Origin of the sequence: Trebonia sp., assembly GCF_030042015.1 — a bacterium.
Classification (GTDB): domain Bacteria; phylum Actinomycetota; class Actinomycetes; order Streptosporangiales; family Streptosporangiaceae; genus Trebonia.
In genome coordinates, this window is sequence record NZ_JASIAL010000489.1 from 1 (window position 1) to 3,362 (window position 3,362).

2 protein-coding genes and 1 pseudogene are annotated in these 3,362 nt (G+C 71.8%); all 3 read left to right on the top strand.

Features of this window, described 5'->3' with window-relative positions:
- Window positions 1-878 (top strand): methionine adenosyltransferase (metK, locus tag Q1N79_RS26015; protein ID WP_300613424.1); only part of this gene is annotated, 878 nt, incomplete at its 5' end.
- A gap of 466 nt (window positions 879-1,344) precedes the next feature.
- Entirely contained in the window at window positions 1,345-1,581 is a 237-nt protein-coding gene (locus Q1N79_RS26020) for a DUF397 domain-containing protein (RefSeq protein WP_300613426.1), read from the top strand.
- A 510-nt stretch (window positions 1,582-2,091) separates the two neighbouring features.
- Window positions 2,092-3,362: pseudogene (locus Q1N79_RS26025) on the top strand (primosome assembly protein PriA); the annotation flags it as partial.

Consider the following 3,362-nt stretch of genomic DNA (forward strand, 5'->3'; position numbering starts at 1 on the left):
CCGCGCACGAGGCGCGCGTCGAGGGCGCCGCGGACCCGCTGGACGCCCAGGGCGCTGGCGACCAGGGCCTGATGTTCGGCTACGCGATCAACGACACCCCGGAGCTGATGCCGCTGCCGATCGCGCTGGCCCACCGGCTGGCCCGCCGGCTGACCGAGGTCCGCAAGAACGGGACGCTGCCCTACCTGCGCCCGGACGGCAAGACGCAGGTAACTATCGAGTACGAGGACGACGTGCCGGTGCGGCTGGACACCGTGGTCGTCTCAACCCAGCACGCCGACGGCATCGACCTGGAAAAGACGCTGGATCCCGATATCCGCCGGCACGTGCTGGCGACCGTGCTCGCCGACCTGGCGCACGAGACGCTGGACTCCTCGTCGACGCGGGTGCTGGTCAACCCGACCGGAAAGTTCGTCGTGGGCGGCCCGATGGGTGACGCCGGCCTGACCGGCCGCAAGATCATCGTCGACACCTACGGCGGCTGGGCCCGCCACGGCGGCGGCGCCTTCTCCGGCAAGGATCCGTCCAAGGTGGACCGGAGCGCCGCGTACGCGATGCGATGGGTCGCCAAGAACGTCGTGGCGGCGGGGCTGGCGGACTGCTGCGAGACCCAGGTGGCCTACGCCATCGGCAAGGCAAAGCCGGTCGGCCTGTTCGTGGAGTGCTTCGGCACCGAGCACCTGCCGGTGGAGCGGATCCAGGACGCCATCACGGAGGTGTTCGACCTGCGGCCGCGGGCGATCATCGCCAGCCTCGACCTGCTGCGTCCGATCTACTCGCAGACGGCGGCCTACGGCCACTTCGGCCGAACCGATCCGGACTTCTCCTGGGAGCGAACAGACCGGGCCGATCAGCTGCGAGCCGCGGCCGGCCTCTAGGGGGCGCCGGCCACAGCGGCCCGCGTTAGCCCGTGCCACGCGGCGGCGAGCCTTAGCCGCGATACCTGACGATTTCGATTACGGACAGATATGATTCCCTTACGCCCTGTCGTGATCAAGAGTAGGCGTGAGTGGCATGTGTTGTGCCGCTGTTTCGGGGAAGTCGGCAGCAGGAGAAAGCGGGTACCGCTGTCTCCGGTCAGGACCTGCGGTGATCGCGCAGTGTCCGCGATGCCCGGTGCGCACGTACCCGCAACCAATGGCCGTGCAAATGCGTCATGCGTATGAGAGTGCGAAATCCCTTGCGGATGCACGTGCATGCGATAAGCTCGATTTCGCAAGTTCGGGGAGCACAGGAGATCGATAGGAGCTAGCTGCGACCGGCGGCTGGCGCCAGCGCGCTGGGGCCGTGGGCAGCGGGTGCTGGGTCAACGGACCGAGTCAACGCGTCAGGAGACAAGAAACGATGCAAGACATTCACAACGGGATCTCTGCCGCGCACCTCGAGGGCGTGGCTTGGCAGAAGAGCCAGCGCAGCAACTCGCAGGGGGCGTGCGTCGAACTCGCTCGCCTCGATTCCGCCACTGTGGCGATGCGAAACTCGCGCGACCCGCGCGGCACGGCGCTTATCTACCCGGCCGAGGCAGTCCGGGCCATGGTCAGCGCGCTGCGGGACGGCGAATTCGACGACCTGATCGGCTAGTGAGCACGCCAGCGGCATCAGTTCGGTAAGGCCCGCCTGCGGCCGGGCACGGGTATTGCGGCTTCCCGTGCCCGGCCGCTCGCGCTCTGCCGGCTCTCAAGCCAATGCGGGAACCTAGGCCGCCCCTCCTGATGGCGCCACCCAGCCAACATCGGACCCGCGGATAGACAACACGCTAAGTCTGGCCACCGCGCCGCCAAGGCCTGGCCTGGCCCCGCAGGCAACCCCACAGTCCCTTGCTACCACCGTCCCCGCGTCGCCCGGCCCCGTCCCAAGTGACCGACGTCGTCCCACTATCCGAGACCGCCGCCGGACAGCCGTCCGGGCCTCACGCAGAACCGCCACGCCCCCGCCACACCGCTCACCCGTACCTCATCGTCACCTGACCAGGTGACATGCACCCGAGGGAGCGGCGACGCAGCACCCTTAACTTCCGCCATTGGCCCCATACCGCCTGCCCGCACGCTTCGGCCGTCACCGGTACCCGCGCATTTCTGGTAGGACGGGACCGTGGCGGACACGCAGAACAGTGGCCCGCGCAGCCCGCGGCCGACTGCGGGCCCGCCGGAGAGCGCGACACCCGCGACTGCGGCGACCACCGCGACCACCGCGACCAGGAACCGCCGGGCGAGCAAGGCGAAGAGCGCGAAGGCCCCGAAGAGGCTTATCCCGGCCGCGGACCAGCCGGTGGCCAGAATCGCGGTGGACATCCCGCTCGCCCACCTGGACCGGCCGTTCGACTACCTGGTGCCGGAGCGGCTCGCCGTGCAGGCCAGGCCCGGAGTGCGCGTGCGCGTCAGGTTCGCGGGGCAGCTCACCGACGGCTTCGTCCTGGAGCGGACGCAGACAAGCGAGCACCAGGGCCGTCTCGCCTACCTGGAGCGCGTGGTGTCGCCCGAGCGGGTGCTGACCGCCGAGATCGCCGGGCTGGCCCGGGCGGTCGCCGACAGGTACGCCGGCACGCTCGCCGACGTGCTCCGGCTGGCGGTCCCGCAGCGGCACGCCGCGACCGAGGCAGCCCCGCGCGCAGGCACGCACAAGCCGCCTGGCAAACCCGCACCGGGGCCGTGGGACAGGTACCCCGCCGGGCGGGCGTTCCTCGACGCGCTCTGTGCCGCCCGTCCGGCGCGGGCCGCCTGGACGGCACTGCCGGGGACCGGCTGGCCAGACGAGATCGCGCGGGCGGCCGCGACCTGCGCGAGCGCCGGCCGCGGGGTGGTGGTCGTGGTGCCGGACGCCCGCGACCTCGGCCAGGTCGGCGCGGCGCTCGCGGACCTGGGCGCCGGCCACGTCACGCTCACCGCTGACCTCGGCCCGGCCGAACGCTACCGCCGCTGGCTCGCGGCGCTGCGCGGTGACGTGCTGATCGCGGCCGGCACCCGCGCGGCGATGTTCGCGCCGGTCCATGACCTCGGCCTCGTCGTGCTCTGGGATGACGGCGACGACCTGCACGCTGAGCCACGCGCCCCCTATCCGAACGCCAGGGAGGTGCTCGCGCTGCGCGCCCACCGGGCGGGCGCCGCCGCACTGATCGGCGGGTTCGCCCGCACCCCTGAGCTCACGCAGCTGGTGAAGTCCGGCTGGGCCCGGTCGCTTGAGCCTGAGCGGGCCGTGCTGCGGCAAGCCGCCCCGCTGGTGCGCCCGGCCGCCGAAGAGGCCGAGCTGTCCAGGGACGAGGCGGCAGTCACGGCCAGGCTGCCCAGCCTCGCGCTGCGGACCGCGCGCGCCGCGCTCGCGCACGGCCCGGTGCTCGTGCAGGTGCCGCGCCGCGGCTACCTCGC

Excerpts from the sequence above, each read along its gene's own strand:
- Q1N79_RS26020 (WP_300613426.1), top strand. The coding sequence starts at position 1,345 with ATGCAAGACATTCACAACGGGATCTCTGCCGCGCACCTCGAGGGCGTG.